Annotated in this window: 18 protein-coding genes and 2 pseudogenes; 11 read left to right on the forward strand and 9 right to left on the reverse strand. The window is 70.8% G+C overall.

Annotated features, from left to right (window positions below; translation table 11 throughout):
• The first annotated feature begins 117 nt into the window (after window positions 1-117).
• Window positions 118-936 carry an SAM-dependent methyltransferase gene (locus tag AB0N31_RS03040; protein WP_366056569.1) on the forward strand — a complete coding sequence of 273 codons (819 nt, stop codon included), beginning with the start codon at window positions 118-120 and terminating at the stop codon, window positions 934-936.
• Window positions 937-972: 36 nt separating this feature from the next.
• On the opposite strand, the gene AB0N31_RS03045 is transcribed toward AB0N31_RS03040, so the two are convergent.
• Entirely contained in the window at window positions 973-1,893 is a 921-nt protein-coding gene (locus tag AB0N31_RS03045) for a helix-turn-helix transcriptional regulator (RefSeq protein WP_366056570.1), read from the reverse strand.
• A 132-nt stretch (window positions 1,894-2,025) separates the two neighbouring features.
• Window positions 2,026-2,256 carry a DUF397 domain-containing protein gene (locus tag AB0N31_RS03050; RefSeq protein WP_366056571.1) on the reverse strand — a complete coding sequence of 77 codons (231 nt, stop codon included), beginning with the start codon at window positions 2,254-2,256 and terminating at the stop codon, window positions 2,026-2,028.
• 127 nt (window positions 2,257-2,383) lie between these two features.
• Between AB0N31_RS03050 and AB0N31_RS03055 the strand changes: the two genes are divergently transcribed.
• The 5 genes and pseudogenes from AB0N31_RS03055 to AB0N31_RS03075 form a co-directional block, all read left to right on the forward strand.
• Window positions 2,384-2,842, forward strand: coding sequence for an ATP-binding protein (locus tag AB0N31_RS03055; RefSeq protein ID WP_366056572.1), 459 nt, complete (start codon window positions 2,384-2,386; stop codon window positions 2,840-2,842).
• A 1-nt stretch (window position 2,843) separates the two neighbouring features.
• Entirely contained in the window at window positions 2,844-3,335 is a 492-nt protein-coding gene (locus AB0N31_RS03060) for a hypothetical protein (RefSeq protein ID WP_366056574.1), read from the forward strand.
• An 18-nt stretch (window positions 3,336-3,353) separates the two neighbouring features.
• The gene (locus AB0N31_RS03065; protein ID WP_366056575.1) at window positions 3,354-4,319 is read left to right on the forward strand and encodes a pirin family protein; all 966 of its coding nucleotides are present in this window, start codon (window positions 3,354-3,356) and stop codon (window positions 4,317-4,319) included.
• 258 nt (window positions 4,320-4,577) lie between these two features.
• Window positions 4,578-4,901: pseudogene (locus tag AB0N31_RS03070) on the forward strand (alpha/beta hydrolase); the annotation flags it as partial.
• A gap of 353 nt (window positions 4,902-5,254) precedes the next feature.
• Window positions 5,255-5,548: pseudogene (locus AB0N31_RS03075) on the forward strand (IS701 family transposase); the annotation flags it as partial.
• A 278-nt stretch (window positions 5,549-5,826) separates the two neighbouring features.
• Here the strand turns inward: AB0N31_RS03075 and AB0N31_RS03080 are convergent.
• Together AB0N31_RS03080 and AB0N31_RS03085 are read right to left on the reverse strand one after the other, a co-directional pair.
• The gene (locus tag AB0N31_RS03080; protein WP_366056576.1) at window positions 5,827-7,035 is read right to left on the reverse strand and encodes a serine hydrolase domain-containing protein; all 1,209 of its coding nucleotides are present in this window, start codon (window positions 7,033-7,035) and stop codon (window positions 5,827-5,829) included.
• 547 nt (window positions 7,036-7,582) lie between these two features.
• On the reverse strand, window positions 7,583-9,019 hold the full coding sequence (locus AB0N31_RS03085; protein WP_366056577.1) for an RICIN domain-containing protein: 1,437 nt from the start codon (window positions 9,017-9,019) through the stop codon (window positions 7,583-7,585).
• A gap of 352 nt (window positions 9,020-9,371) precedes the next feature.
• Here AB0N31_RS03085 and AB0N31_RS03090 point away from each other — a divergent pair, with 352 nt between their 5' ends.
• Together AB0N31_RS03090 and AB0N31_RS03095 are read left to right on the forward strand one after the other, a co-directional pair.
• Window positions 9,372-9,620: a helix-turn-helix domain-containing protein gene (locus AB0N31_RS03090; protein ID WP_366056578.1), complete on the forward strand. Its 249-nt coding sequence runs from the start codon at window positions 9,372-9,374 to the stop codon at window positions 9,618-9,620.
• 66 nt (window positions 9,621-9,686) lie between these two features.
• Window positions 9,687-11,030 (forward strand): tetratricopeptide repeat protein, encoded by a 1,344-nt coding sequence (locus tag AB0N31_RS03095; RefSeq protein ID WP_366056579.1) that lies wholly within the window; start codon window positions 9,687-9,689, stop codon window positions 11,028-11,030.
• A gap of 46 nt (window positions 11,031-11,076) precedes the next feature.
• Here the strand turns inward: AB0N31_RS03095 and AB0N31_RS03100 are convergent, their stop codons facing one another.
• From AB0N31_RS03100 to AB0N31_RS03120, 5 genes are all read right to left on the reverse strand, one after another.
• Window positions 11,077-11,427, reverse strand: a complete 351-nt coding sequence (locus tag AB0N31_RS03100) for a metalloregulator ArsR/SmtB family transcription factor (protein WP_366056580.1) — start codon at window positions 11,425-11,427, stop codon at window positions 11,077-11,079.
• A 194-nt stretch (window positions 11,428-11,621) separates the two neighbouring features.
• Window positions 11,622-12,047, reverse strand: coding sequence for an ATP-binding protein (locus tag AB0N31_RS03105; RefSeq protein ID WP_366056581.1), 426 nt, complete (start codon window positions 12,045-12,047; stop codon window positions 11,622-11,624).
• Window positions 12,048-12,228: 181 nt separating this feature from the next.
• Window positions 12,229-13,962: a SulP family inorganic anion transporter gene (locus AB0N31_RS03110; RefSeq protein WP_366056582.1), complete on the reverse strand. Its 1,734-nt coding sequence runs from the start codon at window positions 13,960-13,962 to the stop codon at window positions 12,229-12,231.
• Window positions 13,959-14,300, reverse strand: a complete 342-nt coding sequence (locus AB0N31_RS03115; protein ID WP_363087966.1) for a metalloregulator ArsR/SmtB family transcription factor — start codon at window positions 14,298-14,300, stop codon at window positions 13,959-13,961. Before AB0N31_RS03115 ends, AB0N31_RS03110 begins: the two co-directional genes overlap by 4 nt.
• A 155-nt stretch (window positions 14,301-14,455) precedes the next feature.
• Window positions 14,456-14,812 (reverse strand): zinc ribbon domain-containing protein YjdM, encoded by a 357-nt coding sequence (locus AB0N31_RS03120; RefSeq protein ID WP_366056584.1) that lies wholly within the window; start codon window positions 14,810-14,812, stop codon window positions 14,456-14,458.
• Between the two features lie 88 nt (window positions 14,813-14,900).
• Between AB0N31_RS03120 and AB0N31_RS03125 the strand changes: the two genes are divergently transcribed.
• The 3 genes from AB0N31_RS03125 to AB0N31_RS03135 all read left to right on the forward strand — a co-directional run bounded on the left by AB0N31_RS03125 (window position 14,901) and on the right by AB0N31_RS03135 (window position 16,308).
• On the forward strand, window positions 14,901-15,437 hold the full coding sequence (locus AB0N31_RS03125; RefSeq protein ID WP_366056585.1) for a MarR family transcriptional regulator: 537 nt from the start codon (window positions 14,901-14,903) through the stop codon (window positions 15,435-15,437).
• Complete coding sequence (locus AB0N31_RS03130; protein WP_366056586.1) at window positions 15,434-15,871, forward strand: MarR family transcriptional regulator; 438 nt, start codon at window positions 15,434-15,436, stop codon at window positions 15,869-15,871. The genes AB0N31_RS03125 and AB0N31_RS03130 overlap by 4 nt, the downstream gene beginning before the upstream one ends.
• Window positions 15,872-15,948: 77 nt before the next feature.
• Window positions 15,949-16,308, forward strand: coding sequence for a tetratricopeptide repeat protein (locus tag AB0N31_RS03135; RefSeq protein WP_366056587.1), 360 nt, complete (start codon window positions 15,949-15,951; stop codon window positions 16,306-16,308).
• The last annotated feature ends 89 nt before the right edge of the window (window positions 16,309-16,397 follow it).

Raw genomic sequence — 16,397 nt, forward strand, 5'->3', positions numbered from 1 at the left:
ACCCGCCGTCCTTCGAGGGAAGCGGGGGATCAAGGGGTGGCATCGTCAATTGCCCTGTCCCTAGGATGGGTTGCCGACCGCGCCAGCCCTCGGCGCGGGCCCGCACTGGGGGATGAGATGCAGTCTGGCAAGCAGCTGTCCACGTCGATCGATGCCACGGTTCCGACAGCCGCGCGCATGTACGACCACTATCTGGGCGGCAAGGACAACTACGCGGCGGACCGCGCGGCGTGCGAGGAACTCGACAAGGTCGTCCCCAGCACGCGCGCCCTCGCCCTGAACAACCGGCGTTTCCTGCAGCGGGTCGTACGGACCCTGACGCAGGAGTACGGAATACGGCAGTACCTCGACCACGGGTCAGGTCTGCCCACGCAGAACAACGTGCACCAGGTCGCGCAGGGCATCGACCCGACCGCACACGTCGTCTACGTCGACAACGATCCGATGGTGCTCGTCCACGGCCGGGCCCTGCTGGAGCAGGACCGGCGCACCACGGTGATACACGCCGACCTGCGCGAGACCGAGGCGATCTTCACCCACCCCGACACCGAGCGTCTGATCGACTTCTCGGAGCCGGTGGCCGTGCTGTTCAACTCGGTCTTCCACTGCATCCCGGACAGTGAGACCGACGGGCCGCCGGCCGTGGTCCGACGGGTGGCCGAACACCTCGCGCCGGGCAGCTTCCTGGTGATGTGCCAACTGGTCAGCGAGGACCCGGAGGTACGCGAGTTCGTCACGAACTTCATGGACCAGGCCACGCAGGGCCACTGGGGCCGGGTGCGCACGGAGAAGGACATGGAAGCACTGTTCGAGGGCCTGGAGATCCTCGACCCCGGTCTGGTGGAGGTGTCCACCTGGCGACCGGACACCGAGGTGGCGCCTCGTCAGCTCACCCAGGAGTGGATCGAGTTCGGCGGCGTGGCCAGGCTCCCCTGACCGACACCGCCGCCCCCCTGACCGCGGCGTCCGGGGTCAGGGGGTCCGGTAACGGGTCTGCGCCGTCTCGCGCAGGAGCGCGAGGGACTCGCGCGGATTGAGCGCCTCGTCGGCCAGCCGGTCCAGCGTGACCCGGTACTCCTCCGTCTCGTCCTGGTCCTCCAGGAAGGTGGCGCTCCTGATCTGCTCGAGGTAGACGACATCGGGCAGGTCGGAGCCGCCGAACCGCAGATAGGTCACCGGGATCGCCGGCGCGGACGCGTGGGTGACGTCCAACGGCACGACCTGCACGGTCACGTGGGGCAGCGAGGCCATCCGCACCAGGTGGTCGAGCTGCTCCCGCATCACCTCGCGGCCGCCGAGCACCCGCAGGAGCACCGACTCGTCGACGACGGCCCACAGTTGCGGGGCGTCCGGCCGCTCCAGGAGCTGGGTGCGGCGCATGCGCAGCTCCACCCGGCGCTCCACCTCACGGACGGGCGCCGTCGGCAGGCCGCGCTCGACGACGGCCCGGGTGTACGCCGGGGTCTGCAGCAGCCCCGGTACGTACTGGATCTCGAAGGTACGGATGGCGGTGGCCGCCTCCTGGAGTCCCACCAGACGGTCGAACCACTCGGGCATCAGCCGCTTGTCGTACCGCTGCCACCAGCCCGGCTCCCCCGCCCGCCGCAGCAACTGGAGCAGGACGGAGGCCTCGTAGGCATCCGTCCCGTACAGGTCCAGGAGCGCGCGGACGTCGGTCTCCGTGGGAGGACGGCGTCCCTTGCCCGCCTCTATCCGCGAGAGCTTCGCCGGGCTGAACCCGAGCGCCCGCGCGGCCTGGTCCTGGGACATCCCGGCACTCTCACGGATACCCGCCAGCTGTACGCCGACCAGCATTTTCAGCAAGGTCGGGGCGGGCTCGGACCGGTTCAGATACGGTTCGAGGCGGGAGACGCGAGGCGACTCGGCAGACATCCTGACTCCCCGTTCCGGCTTGCGTTGACGTGCGGACGACAGACTCCATTGTCGCACCCGGAGGCCACCGACCGCACGCCGCAGGGGAATTGGGTCCGTCCGCGCCGCTGCGGCACCGGTGGCCGGAGACCGTCACAGCAGGTGGTCGAACTCCCCGCCCTTCGCTCCGGCCACGAACGCCGCCACCTCGGCCGGCGTGTAGACCAGCGCCGGCCCCTCCGGGTCACGGGAGTTGCGCATCGCGACCCCTCCCCCGTCCAGAACGGCCACCTCGACACAGTTGCCCTCGGCATTGCTGTGACTGCTCTTGATCCAGCGGGCGCCGAGCGCGCTCGCCCGGACTCCGTTCGGCACTGACGACACAGCACTCTCCTCGCTAGTACGCGCAATTTCCCGTGAAATTGCACGAGGACATCGTCAGCGTGGATAATAGCCCTGTCGTCAACCGCACTTCCCCCGACCCGTATTGACGTTGCCTCAGGGAGATGCCGTGCCATCACCTGCGCAGTTCCGGATTCACGAGCCCGTCGTCCGCGACTCGCCCAGAACGGCCGTGCTGCACCTCTCGGGCTGCCGGGAGGGTTTCGCCGCAGCACGGGACTTCACCCACCGCACCCTGGACGGCTGGTCCCTGGAGCACTGTGCCGACGACGCCCTCACCGTCGTCACCGAACTCGCGGCCAACGCCGTCCTGCACGCCCTGCCGGACCCTTCCGAGGACTCCGCGGACGTGCGGCTCAGGCTCTCGCTGCGCCGTTCCCACCTGGTGTGCGCCGTCACCGACCCGAGCGACGACCTGCCGGTCTACCCGCGCGCCGGAGACCCCCTGCTGGAGCACGGCCGGGGACTGCACATCATCGAGGCCCTCTCGGAGCACTGGGGCTGGACCCGCCGCTGCCCCGTGGGCAAGACCGTCTGGGCCATGCTCCCGACCCGCACCCACACCTGACATGACCGCCATCAAGGGATCCGCGCCGCTCGAGGACCTGGGAGACGTCCCCTGGCCCGAGATGGCCGACTCGACCGGGTCCGCCGAAGCCATTCCGGTCCTGCTGACCACCGTCGCCCGCGGCGACGCCGACACCGCCGGGCCCGCGCTCGGCCAACTGCGCCGGCGCATCTGCCAGTACGGCTTCGTGGTGGGCCAGGCGACGGCCGCCACGGTGCCCTTCCTCTGGGAACTCGTCCGGCTCCCGCAGGTCAGCTGCCGCGTCGAGATACTGCGCCTGCTCAGGAGCATCGCGAACGCCCGGCAGTGGGAGACCACCGCCGCCGCCTACCCCAAGCTGCTGCGCCACCGCGAGAGGTACGTGGAATGGGAACGCGACGCGCGCCACGCCGTCCGCGCCCAGCGCGGCGTCCTGCGCCACCTGCTCGACGAACCGGACCACGAGATCGTCCGCGCCAGCAGGGAACTCGCCGCCGCCCTGACCGACCGGTGACGCGTTAGGTTGTGGGTCATGAGCAACCTTGACCGTGCGCCCGTGCCCAGCCTGTGCGGCGGACGCGGATTCGTCGTCGCCGAGCCCGTGCGGGAACTGCTGAGTCCTCGGCACGTCCGACTCGGGGAGTCGACCGAGGTGCGCCGACTGCTGCCGAACCTCGGCCGGCGCATGATCGGCGCCTGGGCGTTCGTCGACCACTACGGCCCCGACGACATCGCCGACGAGCCGGGCATGCAGGTCCCGCCGCACCCGCACATCGGTCTCCAGACCGTCAGCTGGCTGCACGAGGGCGAGGTGCTGCACCGCGACTCCACCGGCAGCCTCCAGACGATCCGGCCCCGCGAACTGGGCCTGATGACCTCGGGACGGGCGATCAGCCATTCCGAGGAGAGCCCCAGGTCGCACGCCCCCATGCTGCACGGCGCCCAGCTCTGGGTCGCGCTGCCCGACGCCCACCGGCACACCGACCCGCACTTCGAGCACCACGCCACGCTGCCCGCGGTCACGGCCCCCGGCCTCACCGCGACCGTGATCCTGGGCGACCTCGACGGCGCGACCTCGCCCGGCACGGCGTACACCCCGATCGTGGGCGCCGACCTGGCGCTCGCCCGCGGCGCCGACGTCCGGCTGCCGCTCGTCCCCGACTTCGAGTACGGCGTCCTGGCGATGTCCGGCGAGGTGCACGTGGACGGTGTCCCCGTGCTGCCGGGCTCCATGCTCTACCTCGGCTGCGGCCGCCGCGAACTGCCCCTGCGCGCCGAGTCCGACGCCGCGGTGATGCTGCTCGGCGGCGAGCCCTTCGACGAAGAGCTGATCATGTGGTGGAACTTCGTCGGCCGCACCCAGGCCGAGATCGAACAGGCCCGTCAGGACTGGATGGCCGGCACCCGCTTCGGCGAGGTGAAGGGCTACGACGGGGGCCCGCTGCCCGCCCCCGAGCTACCGCCGGTGCCCTTGAAACCCCGCGGAAGGGTGCGCTGACCTGGGGAAACTCCGGAGCCTGTTGTCCATGACGCCTGACGCCTCTCCACCCGGCCGACAGTTGCGGCCGACGGCGGAAGGCCACTCTCCGTGTTGCCGCGAGGCGTCGTGCGCGGCCTCCCGCGATTCCAGGGTGTGAGTGCCTGGGGACAGCTCTGGCCGAACGAGCGCTGACCCGATGCCGACTTCACTGACGAGTCATCAGCAGTCTCGAGGTCACTCCCGCACCACTACGAATCAGGTAGGGGCCCTCATCGCTTGCCCGAGATGCCTCCGCCCCTCGGCCTGTTCGGGGTCACCGACCCGGCGGACGTCGCATGGCTGCGTGCGATGCCTTCCGATCAGCCGGTGCGCTGTCTGCTGGAACCGGTCCGGCTGGACAACCCTGCCGTGGACTCGGTTCCGCGCACGCACCTCCACTGCGTCGGCGCGGAGCCGGAAGGCATCGTGCGGCGGCCCGTCCCGGCGACACAGCCCGACGGCTCCCCGGCACGGATACGGGAACTGCCGACCGGGCACGACTGCATGATCACCATGCCGGCGGACCTGAGCGAACTGCTGCTTGAATCCACCCTTCGGTAGCGTCCGGACCGGAAGGCCACGTGCCCGCCCAGGTCCCATGTGAAGCCGGCCGGACCGACCACGGACACGGCACGAGCCCGCCGCGCACGGGGGCGGCCTCCAGCAGCGTCCAGGCGCGGTGGCCAAGCCGCTTCAGCTCGGCGTGCAGATCGGACCGGACGGCCCGGCTCCGAGAATGACGATCCGGTCGGACGGCAACGAGTACGGGGCACGGGCCCTCCTCCGATCGGTGGACGCGCAGACACGGCCCGCGCCGGGGCGGCGGTGGGAGCACAAGGGGCAGAGCGGCTCCGCCGCCGGAGGACCAGTGCTGCGACGGTGTTCGCCGTGACTGCCGGCCGGCCCGGTCGTCGGTGCGGGTCACGGGTGGGCACCTTGCCGGTGTCAGCTTGTGGGCGCGTGGACTGCACGTGGTGCATGAGCGGTTCGTACACCGGTTCAACAGGTGGGAGCCGAGGGAGCCGGCGCCGGCGTGTGTGCGGGAGTCGATCGTTCCGCTGCAGCGCAAGAACGGCTGGATCCTGGCGGAGGAGGCTGGTCGCGCGAGCCCGGACCGTGTTCGCCGGATACCGAACCGGATCGACCGGGACGCCGACGAGGTCCTCGATGATGTGCGCCAGTACGTGGTCGACGACCTGGGCCACCGACGTATGCCGTCCCTCAGCTGCCGCCGTGTTCACACCGACGTCAGGCCTGCCCGGCGGACGGCCCGGCCTGACGTCCTGCGGCAGCCACGGCTCAACCCGGGCCCACCGGTGGTTCGTCGGGTCCCCACGCCCCACAGGGCTTGATGATCCACGATCAAGGTCTGCTTTCGCGGCAGCCCGGCGCGTCGACCGGTTCGGCGGAGCCCGGCGGGCAAGCCCGCCGGGCTCCGCCTCCGGCGTGCTGCGTCGTCAGCCCTGTCCCGGCGGCTCGGACATGGTCATCGGCGGCCGCGAACGACGTCCGGGGCGATCTCCTCGCGGAACCCGCCGTCCGCCGCTGCCGCGGTCCTGAGGGAGGCCGCCGTCGGGGCGGTGCCGCAGAACGTCGCTTCCACCGTCCCGCCCAACGTGGTGTTCACAGTCCCGTTGTTCGAGGTGTTGGCCATGGAGGTCATGGTGCGGCTGCCGTCAGGGGTACCGAAGGCCCAGGTGTAGTAACCCTGCACGGTGCCGGTGTGTCCGTAGACCGTCACACCGCAGGACAGCTTCCTGGCGCGCAGACCCAGACCGTAGGCCTGGCTGCCGTCCGCGTTGACGGGGAGCGTGGTCGTCATCTGCCGCAGAGCGCTCTCCGGAAGCAGCGCGCCGGAGAGCAGAGCGCTGAAGAACGTGTTGAGATCCTCGGCATTGGAGACGATTGCGCCGGCGGACTGCGCCCAGGAGACCGTCTGTTCCGTGGAGTCCACCAGGGGAAGCGTGGTGTCGTCCGGTCGCAGGTAGCCGCGTGCGGAGGACCCGGTGATGCCGACCAGGGGGTGCACGTAGGAGGTGTTGTCGAGCTTGAGCGGTTCGAAGATGCGCTGCTGGTACTGCTCGGCGAGCGGCTTCCCCGTGAGGTGCTCGATGATCTGGCCGATCACCACGAAATTGGTGTTGGAGTAGCTGTAACCGGATCCGGGCGTGATGGTCAGCGGGCGCGCCGTGGACTTGTTGATCAGTTCCTGGAGGCTGAATGTTTTGTTCCGCACCGCTTCGAAGCCCGGGACGGTGGAGTAGAACATGTCATTGGTGTAGTCGTAGAGCCCGCTGCGGTGGCTGAGCAGGTGCCGGACGGTGATGGAGCTGCTCGGCAGGGGAGTGGGCAGGTACGCGTTGGCGGGCGCGTCCAGGTCGACGAGGCCCTCGGAGACCAACTGCATGAGAACGACCGTGCTGAAGGTCTTGGTGACGCTTCCGATTCGGAACCGTCGGCCGGTGTCCATTCTGGCACCCGTGGCCGTGTTCGCCTTGCCGCTCGCGACGCCGTAGTAGGTGGCCTGGTCGTCGATGAGGGTCAGTGCGCCCGGTGCGCCCTGCGCCATGGCTTGTCGCTGCACGGTGCGGACGGCCTCGATGTTCGGTGCCGGCAAGGGCGCGGCGTGTGAAGGTGTCGCGAGGGTGGCGAGGGTGACACCCGCGAGGACGGTGCCCATTACTCGAATACGCATGTGAAACCTTCTCCGGGAAAGGGTCGGCGAGTGCCGAGCCGAGTTGGAAGGAGTTTTCGGTGCTGTTCGTCGTTCTGGTGGTAGTGGCGACAGCGGTGCGGTGGCAGGGCCGAACCGGTGATTCGCGTGCGGTCCGTCGAACCCTGATCGGCGTGATGGATCATTGACACCATAACGACCCTATTCACCTGGTGAGTTGTTCCGCGTCAATTTCGATGGGCGTTGTTCGGCCGATCGGAAATAGGGTGCCTTTAGGTCCTTCGCCAAGTCTGGGCCCGTCATGTGACGGCTCGTTCGGGGAGACCGGTTTTCACGGGAGGCTCCGTTACGGAGCATCGCGAATCCCCGGAGGATGAGGGGGCTTCGATCCGCACTTGCCCCGGTCGACGGGGGGGCGGACCCGTCGGGTCCCCTCTTCAGAGCCCGCATGTTCACGGAGTCGATCGCGCAGCGGGAGGCCGTCCCCTCCTGCCCCGGCACAGGCCCGTGTCCCACCGTGTGCGACGACCCGACCGCACCGCCCGCGAAGCAGCCCCCTGGGGAACCGTCAGCGGGTCGGGCAGGCCGCCTGGGTGACCTTGCCGGCCTTGGCGCCGGTCGTCGCGGGGTCCAGGGTCAGGCATTTCCCGGTCCACTGGTTGACGAAGTAGTAGGCGCGCACCCCGCCCAACTGGTCCACCGGGATGACGTTCCACAGCTGGCTTCCGGAGGACCACCGGGTTTCGCACGGCCACCAGAACATCTGCGTGCCGACGCCGGGCGGCGTGCCGTTGTTGTAAGGAACGGTGAGGCAGGAGCCGTTCCCCGCCTTGATCCAGTAGAAGCCCTTGCCGTCGTACGAGGGCTTGGTGGCGGTCCACTGGTGGCTGCTGGGTGCCGGGTTCGCGCAGACGCGCTGCGTGACCAGACCGCCCTGGCCGTCCGAGAACTCCTCGCCGCGCACCATGCACCGGTTCGAAGCGTAGGTCTCATGGGTCTGCCCGACGTACTGCTTGGCGGAGTTGACGGTCCACAGAGCCGGGTGCGGCGGGTAGATGTAGGCGTTGCGGTTCAGTTCCGCGACCACCGACAGCGGGGTGACGCCGGCGGTGTCGCTGTGCTGGTAGAAATTCACGGCCACGAAGTTCGGGTTCCGGCCCGCGGCGGGCCGGCAGTCGTTGTCGATCCGCTTCTTGAGGCTCGCTCCGTTGTCGCCCGGAGCCTTGGCTTCCGGATTCAGCACGCTCGAGTCGAACTGGTTCATGGTGAACAGGGGAGTCAGGGACGTGCCGGGCATGGGGTTCTGCCCCACCGGGTTGCCGTTGCGTGACGCGCAGCCGTTCGGCCGGCCGTCGTAGTCGTAGAGCGTCTCCACCGTGTGCGACCAGGTGTACATGAGACGCCCGTCCGAAGAGGACCGAACAGGCACGTCGTCGGCCCACTTGTCCTGGAAGACCACCAGACGCCGGTTGTCGGCGACCATGGTGCGCAGGAGCGGCCAGTTGCGCTTGTCGATGTCGTACTTGGTGGGCGAGAACAGCAGGTTCTGCGCGTGCTTGGCCGTCAGCACGTCGGTGAACGCCTGGGTGAGCGTCTCGCGGCTGGCGTAGTTCTCGAGGAAGATCGTGACGACTTCGTCCTCGTTGGCCTGCAGGAAGTCCACCACTCTGCCGAGCCCGCCCCGAAAGCTCTCGAAGCAGGCGGCCGTCGAGTGACACATCATGAGGTCGACGTACGGGTCGTCGGGGTTGACGGACACGTCGTAGGTGTCGAGCATCAGTCCGCGCACACCGTCGTCGAGCTGCTGGGAGATGTTGCGCGACTGGTTGCGGGGCGGCAACGCCCCCTCGTCGGCGTAGGAGTTGTGGGTGGTCAGCCACGACCACTGGTCGAGGCGGGCGTTTCCGTACGTGCTTCCGGACGCCGCCACCGCGGTCGTCGGGGTCGGCAGCGTCGCGGCCAGGAAGAGCAGCGTAAGAACCGGAAGAACCAGCCTTCGTAGCACACGGTGCCGACGGAAGAGCTCCGAGCGGGGCACGGCCCCCGGGGGCCTGGCCGTCACGGCGCGAGAGCCTCTTGCAAACATGTCGTTCCCCAGGGTGAAGAAGGTCATCGGACCCGGAGCGTGCGCAGGGGCGTACCTGCATGAGATACCGCTGCCGGACGGACGGTACGGGCGGTCCGGGAGCAGAGCGAGGCGCTCCGGTCCGGCCCCCGCCGCCCGATCCGCGTCAAGCCAACACGGTCGAAACGGACCGGGCCATGTGGTTTCACCAGCAGAAGTAACGTCTTGCATACTTCTGCCGGATGGTCCGTCGATCCGGTCGGACCCCACTGACCAGGGGAGATACGCAGGCATGAGCACCGGCACACCGGCCTCGGGCGGATTCGGCGAGCGCCTGCACGGTCTGCGTACGGCCGCCGGACTCAGCCAGGAAACCCTGGCGCACGCGTCAGGAGTGAGCGTCCGGGCGTTGTCGGACCTCGAGCGGGGCAGGTCCCGAGGACCTCAGCGCCGCACCGTACAGGCCCTGGCCGGCGCCTTGGGGCTGGATGCAGCCGGTGCCCGGGAGTTGGAGCGGGCAGCCGGCCTCGGCCGCCCGTGATCTCGCTCGACCCCCGCCACTCCTCAGAGCACCGCACAGCCCACCGACCCGGCCGCCGGCACGGCGGTGCTCCACAGGCTCGCGCTCCCCCGTGACCTCCACGACTTCACCGCCCGCGCCCCTGCCCTGGCCCGGCTGCGGGAACTGGCCGAGCGCCTCGATCCGGCCCACCCCCCGGTCGCCGTCGTCTCCGGGCAGCCCGGCCTGGGCAAGACCGCCTTCGCCGTGCACGCCGCCGAACAGCTGGCCGAGGAGGACGAGCCCGCGGAAACCGCCGCCGCGCAGGACCGGACCGCCAGATGGGTACTGCGCCGGACCACCGCCGCCGCGCTGCACTTCGACGCGGACCACCAGGGCGCGCCCGGCGACGATCCCGACCCGGCCACCGCGCCCGCGGACAACGAGCAGGCCCGCAGCTGGCTGGAGGCCGAGCGGGACCAGTGGCTCGCCGCTCTGGGACGGTCCCGGACAGCCGGCCGTCACCAGGAGGTCATCGACGCGGCCGAGGCGATGCACTGGTTCTCTGACCGCACCCTGCACTGGGAGCTGTGGGCGGAGGTCTTCCAACAGGCCGTCGATTCCGCTCGCGCACTGGGTAGCCGGCGGGACGAGGCCGTCCAGCTCAACTACCTGGCGTGGGCCTACAACCAGTGTCTCTTCGACCCCGACGCCGCCCTGTCGGCCGCGGAAGCCGCCCTGGAAGCGGCGCGCGAGGTCGCAGACCAGCTCCAGGTCGGCTGGGCGCTGATCTATGCGGCAGGAGCACTGAACCGCCTCGGGCGGACCGACGAAGCCACCGCCCGGTTCCAGGAATCCGCAGACCACCTCTCGAACCAGTCCGGCGCGCAGAGCCGCCTCGCCGAACTCACCGCCCTCAACTCACTGGGCCGGCAGCTTCGTCAGAGTGGCCGTGCGACCGAAGCACTGGCCATCCACCGGCGCAGCGAGGCCATCTGTCGTGCCGGCATCCCGGGGAAGCCGGCAGAGCTGATCGGCCTCTACCTGGCTTCGGTCCACCAGCACATCGGCAACGACCTGGCGGCCCTGCACCGGTGGGCCGAGGCGGAGGCGCCTCTCCGCTACGCGCTGTCACGGTTCGAGTCGGCACGGAAACCGGATGCCCGCGCTGCGGCGGGAGCGGGACCGGCTGGCCGCCGGGGAGCTGCTGCCGTCCCAGCGGGTACGGCTGCTGGAGTACGACCCTGCCGACCGGGACGCCTGCATCCGCGCCGACGAGCGCGTGCTGCGGGCCTGCGCGAGGTGGTGGCGATCTGGGACGGCACGGCCTCCGACGGCCGTGACACCACCGCCCACCTGGTGGCCTGCACACGCAGCCACGGCGTCGACGTCGAGGTGCTGTGGCCGGACGGCGCCGGGCGCGTGCCCGGGTACGAGGCGCAGTGGTCGTGACGCCGGTCGGCGGCCGCCGGGTCCGTCGGCGGTTCTGAGGCCACCGTCAGGACGGGGGTCCCCCCTGGGTGCGGGCGGCCTGCAGATCGGCGAGCAGTTCGGCCTGCCCGGCCAGCACCCCGGACAGGATGGTCCGCGCGACCCGGAGCAGCTCGGTGATGTACGGGCTGGTCAGCGAGTAGTACACGGTCGAGCCCTCTTTCCGGGTCACCACCAGGTTCGCCCGGCGCAGCACGGCGAGCTGCTGCGACAGATGGGCCGGCTCGATGCCCACCTCGGGCAGCATCTCCGCCACCGCGTGCTCGCGTTCGCTCAGCAGCTCCAGGACGCGGATGCGCGCCGGGTGGCCCAGCGTCTTGAAGAACTCGGCCTTCAGTTGGTACAGCGGCGTACTCATCGTGCCGTCCCCTTCCCGACTTCCCGGCTTCCCGGCGTTCCCGGCAAAGCAGCACGGCCGTACCGGCCGGTCCGCGGCGCGTCGCATCCACCCGCTCACAGCACCGCGCAGAGCGGTGACCACCTCGACAGTTGCCAAGATTAGCAACTCTGCACGGGACGTCATGGGGCCGTGGACCGGTCTTCGCCGTCCGGTCAGAGGGGAAGGGTGATCCAGATGCTCTTGCCCCGGCCGTCGGCGTCGGTGCGCACGACCGCGGTGCCGCCGAGACCGAGGGTCAGCTCCATGACGGTGGCCAGCCCGCCCGTCCCACTGGCGACCGCGCCGTACAGGAGGGGCTGGTGAGGATGGCGGTCGTGCACGGCGAGGGCCAGGGCGTCCTCGCCGGCCGCGTAGACGACCGTCAGCTGCGGGGAGAGCGCCGCGGCGTGCCGGACGCTGTTGGTGACCAGCTCGCCGAGGATCAGCAGGGCCGGGTCGACGGTGGGGTGGCGCAGGCTTATGCCCCACTCGGTCAGGGCCTGCTGGGCCGTCTGCCTGGCGGTGCGGACCGCGGACGGCACGGCGGGCAGCGTGAGCACGTGCCGGTGGGGCAGGGCTGCGAGGCGGGTGAACGTCACGACCGCTCCGCAGGGGCTGTGCGGAACACGGGCACCGTCGTGGGGCGCAGGCGCGACAGGGCGTCGTACGGGCCGCGGGTCCTGCCGGCGAGGGCGCGCCGCCCCGGTGTGCCGCCTTCCGAGGGCCGGGGGAACGTGGCACCGCGGACCTCGGCCGTTCGCGGTGGTGCGGGCGGGGCGCTCATCCGGCGGCCCTCTCCGATTCCCCGCCGAGCGGCCGGGCCCGCCTGCCGTGCGGGGACGGTATGAGGCCGACGCGCTGCAGGTAGGCGTGGGCGGCCCGGATCGCCTCCGGCGTGTCGGCGTACTCGCGGCCCTCCAGGCGCAGCAGTTCCAGCGCGCCGACCGAGTCCAGGACCTGCCGCTGGTCGGCGCGGATCCCGGACGTCATGACGACGATGCCGCGCCGGTGGAGCTTTTCCACCGCGTCCTTGAGGACGAGGGCGCCGGTGGCGTCGACGGTGGTCACGCGGGACATGCGCAGGATGACGACGCGCACGTCGGCGACCTCCGCCAGTTCCAGCAGGAAGCGGTGGGCGGCGGCGAAGAACAGCGGTCCGTCGATGCGGTACGCCACGATGTGCTCCGCGAGCAGCCGGTGTTCCTCGGCGCTGTGGTCGCCCCGGTCGAGCGGGACCTCTTCGAGGCGGGCCTGGTTGGCCACCGCGCGCAGGGCGAGGACGCCCGCGACGGCCAGGCCGATGATCACGGCGTACACGAGGTCGAGCGCGAGGGTCGCGACGGCGGTGAGCACCAGGATCAGCGCGTCGGAGCGGGTGGCCCGCGCCATCGCCCGCAGCGAGCCGACCTCGACCATGCGGACGGCGGTGGCCAGGAGCACGCCCGCGAGCGCGGCGAGCGGGATCGCGGAGACGAGGGGCGCGGCGGCGAACACGATGACGGCGAGGATCACCGCGTGGGTGAGGGCGGCGAGCCGGGACCCGGCGCCGCCGCGGACGTTGACCGCGGTGCGGGCGATGGCCCCGGTGGCGGGCACACCGCCGAACAGCGGGGCGGCCATGTTGGCCAGGCCCTGGCCGAACAGCTCGCGGTCGGGATCGTGGCGCTGCCCGACCGTCATGCCGTCGGCGACCGAGGCCGACAGCAGCGACTCCAGGGCGGCCAGGGCCGCGACCGCGACGGCCGGGGCGAGCAGGGAACCGAGGGCGCCCGGGTCGAGGAAGGAGAGGGAGGGCGCGGGCAGGCCGGACGGCAGGTCGCCGATCGGCTCCGCCGCGTCCAGGCCGGCCACCCGGGCCACGACGGTGGCCGCGATCACGGCGAGGATGGAGAAGGGGATCGTGGGCCGCAGGCGGGCGCCGGCCAGCATGGCGGCGGCGACGGCCAGGGCGAGGGCGGCTGCGGTCCAGTTCGGTGTCCTGGCGAACTCCGCCACGGCACGCCAGGCGACCACGAGGACGCGGTCGCCCTCCGGCTCGGGCACGCCGAGCGCGTTCGGTATCTGTTGCAGGCCGATCACGCAGGCGATGCCGAGGGTGAAGCCCTCGACGACGGGCGCGGGCACGTACTGCATGTACTTGCCGGCCTTGAGCAGGGCGAGGGCGACCAGCATCACGCCGGCCATGAGCCCGACGGCCAGTACCCCGGTGGGGCCGTGAGCGGCGACGATCGGCACGAGCACCACGGTCATCGCGCCCGTCGGACCGGACACCTGCAGGTTCGAGCCGCCGAACACGGCGGCGAGCGCGCCGGCGACGACCGCGGTCGCCAGGCCCGCCTCGGCGCCGAGTCCGGAGGAGACGCCGAATCCGAGGGCGAGGGGCAGCGCGACGATCGCCACGGTCAGGCCCGCGAGCAGGTCCCGGCGCGGATCGCGGCGCAGTTCCGCCAGGTCGGCGCGGCCGGGGAGCAGGTCGGTGATCCGGTGCCGGATCCGGGTGGGGACGACCGTCATCGTGCGGTGACCTCGCCTTCCCGCAGTTCGGCGAGCAGCTCGTGCTGTCCGGTCAGCACGTCGGTGAGGATCCGGCGTGCGGCCCTCATCAGGTCGGCGACGTCGCCGCCGGCCAGTTCGTAGACGACCGTCGAGCCCTCCCGCGTCGCGGTGACGATGCCCGACCTGCGCAGGGTCGCCAGTTGCTGGGACAGGCTGGGGGGTTCCACCTCGATGGCGGCCAGCAGGTCGCGCACCGGTGTGGGTCCGTCCTGGAGCAGCTCCAGGACCCGGATCCGTACCGGATGCCCCAGCATGCGGAAGAACTCGGCCTTGGCCTGGTACAGCGGAACGGACACGGGACCCTCGGCTCTCCTCGACGGCGCCCCACCGGGGCGGGCGCGGGCTGCGCCCGCCACTACCTGCGAGCGCAGTAAATCCAGCATCTAACCAATTGCGAAATTTTGCAATTCTGCATCCGGTGAGGCCGTCGCGGATTCCCCCGGGGAGGGGGTCAGCCCTTCTTGACCACGCTCGACTTCAGCTGCATCGCGCCGAACCCGTCGATCCTGCAGTCGATGTCGTGGCCGTCGACCCCGTCGACCAGCCGGATGTTGCGCACCTTGGCGCCGGCCTTGATGCCCGACGGACTGCCCTTGACCTTGAGGGCCTTGACGACCACCACCGTGTCGCCGTCCGTCAGCACATTGCCGACGGAGTCCCTGACGACCCGCTCCGCGGGGCCGCCGGCATCCGCGCCGCTCTCGGCGGGCACCCATTCGTGGCCGCACTCCGGGCACACCACCAGGGCGTTCATCTCGTAGGTGTACTCGCAGGAGCACTTCGGACAGGGCGGAAGGTTCTCGTTCACCGCGCCAGCGTATCCGGCGTCCGGCACGGCGCCGGGCGGGCCGACGGAACAGTAGCCATGTACATAATAGCCATGTACCGTATGGCACATGAGCACGGGTTCCGAAGGGGCCACGCCCGGCTACCTGGTGTGGCGGCTGTCCACGAAGTGGCGCGTGGCGGTGGACCGGGCGGTGGCACCGCTGGGCCTCACCCACGCGCAGTACACGGTCGTCGCGTCGCTGCACGGCATGCGGCGCGCCGGCGAGCGCCCCAGCCAGCGGCGTCTCGCCGACCACACCGGACTGGAACCGCTGTACGTGTCGAAGCTGGCCCGCGCCCTGGAGTCCGCCGGACTGATCGAGCGCACCCGTGATCCGCGGGATCCGCGCGCGGTCCGGCTGGCGCTGACCGAACAGGGCGAGGACGTCACCCGACGGGCCGTCGAGGTGGTGCACGCGCTGCTGGAACAACTGACGGAACCGCTCGGCGGCCTGGACAGTCCCCGCACCCGCACGTTCACCGGCGAACTGGCGCTCCTGCTCGCCGCGCCTCTGGAACCTCCGTACGACGGCGCCGCGGACACCACCGCGCAGGAGAACGACGACAGCGACCACCGGAACCAGAGCGACAAGGGGACGTCATGACCAGCACCGCACCTCCCGTCGACAGCCGCGTCATCGGCCTGGCCCACTACGCCGCCCGCGCGGTCCTCGAACGCGTCCTGAGCCGCCACGACGCCACGTTCCCGCAGCAGATCACCCTCCGGTCGGTCATCGTGGCCGACCGGCCCCTCGCACGGGAGGCGCTCGTCGCCCTGGTCGTGGCCTCCCTCAAGGCCGACCGGGCCGAGGTGCACGCCACCGTCGACCAACTCCTGGCCAAGGGACTGGTGTCGGCCGACGGCGGGACCGTCCGCGCCACGGACGCCGGGCGCGCACTGTACGAGACGGTGAGCGCCGAGTCGGGGGCGGTATCGGCCCGGATCTACGCCGGCATCCCCGCCGGGGACCGGGCCGTCGCCGGACGGGTGCTCGCCCTGATCACCGAGCGGGCCGACGCGGAACTGGCCGCCATGTGAACCCGCGGAGCACCCCGGCCGTACTGGTGGAATTTTCAACCATCGGTCGCGGTTGTGCGACGCGAAGGAGGCCACGAGTGGACACGACCTACGACACCGAGTACTACGCCCACGGAACGCCGGCCGAGCGCTGGGAGCGTGCGCGGTTGTTCTTCGACGCCAAGGAGTACACCGCCGCCGCGCGGGTCCTGGCCGGGCTGGTCGAGGAGGTGCCGGAGCAGACCGGACCGCGGCTGCTGCTGGCCCGCGCCTATTACCACTCGGCTCAACTCGGCCGCGCCGAGACCGAGTTGCGTGCCATTGTGGAGCGCGACCCGGTGGAGCAGTACGCCCGGCTGATGCTGGGCCGCACCCTGGAGCGGCAGGGCCGGCACGCGGAGGCGGGCCCGCACCTGCGGATCGCCTCGGCGCTGACGGGCGACTTCGAGGAGGCCTGACACACGGGCTCGCGGGTCATCGCCCGAAATCCTCACTTTGCCCAAGCAAGCGCATCCGTGAGGTCGGAGCCCCTGTTGTTCCTCTCCAA

Origin of the sequence: Streptomyces sp. NPDC051051 (assembly GCF_040682975.1) — a bacterium.
Lineage (GTDB): Bacteria > Actinomycetota > Actinomycetes > Streptomycetales > Streptomycetaceae > Streptomyces.